At 46.2% G+C, this 651-nt stretch carries 1 tRNA gene and 1 rRNA gene; both read right to left on the reverse strand.

Annotated elements, in window-relative coordinates:
* A 23S ribosomal RNA gene (locus AC07X6_RS28590) occupies positions 1–315 on the reverse strand; the annotation flags it as partial.
* A gap of 259 nt (positions 316–574) precedes the next feature.
* Positions 575–650, reverse strand: a tRNA-Ala gene (locus tag AC07X6_RS28595).
* Position 651 lies beyond the last annotated feature (1 nt).

Consider the following 651-nt stretch of genomic DNA (forward strand, 5'->3'; position numbering starts at 1 on the left):
CTATGGCTCCTATTTCCAGAGGATTCTGTTATCGGTCCGACTATCACGTACAGGCTCTTCCCATTTCGCTCGCCGCTACTTTGGGAATCTCGGTTGATTTCTTTTCCTGCAGCTACTTAGATGTTTCAGTTCGCCGCGTTCGCCTTGCATACCTATGTATTCAGTATGCAATACCCTAAAAGGGTGGGTTGCCCCATTCGGAAATCTGCGGATCAAAGTGTGTTTGCTCACTCCCCGCAGCTTATCGCAAGCTACTACGTCCTTCATCGCCTGTAATCGCCAAGGCATCCACCATGTGCACTTATTCGCTTGTCCCTATAACGTTAGCCTCTTCATTCTTTCAAACGAAAAGAGCGCTACAGGGATAAGAAAGTACAACGTTGTTGCTTGTTTGTTGATACATACAATCATTACCCATCAAGTCGCCTCATGCATTGCTGCACGCATAGACTTGATCAATAAATAATCTTTACTTCTTCCAGATTGTTAAAGAACGAAACAGCTTTGATCGCTAAAAGATCAAATCTAAACCGGGTCTATTTGACTGGCTTACATTTGCACTTTCGGTAAAACGTGGTGGAGGATGACGGGATCGAACCGACGACCCCCTGCTTGCAAAGCAGGTGCTCTCCCAGCTGAGCTAATCCCCCT

It is taken from the genome of Janthinobacterium sp. GW460-12-1-14-LB5, from assembly GCF_059423585.1.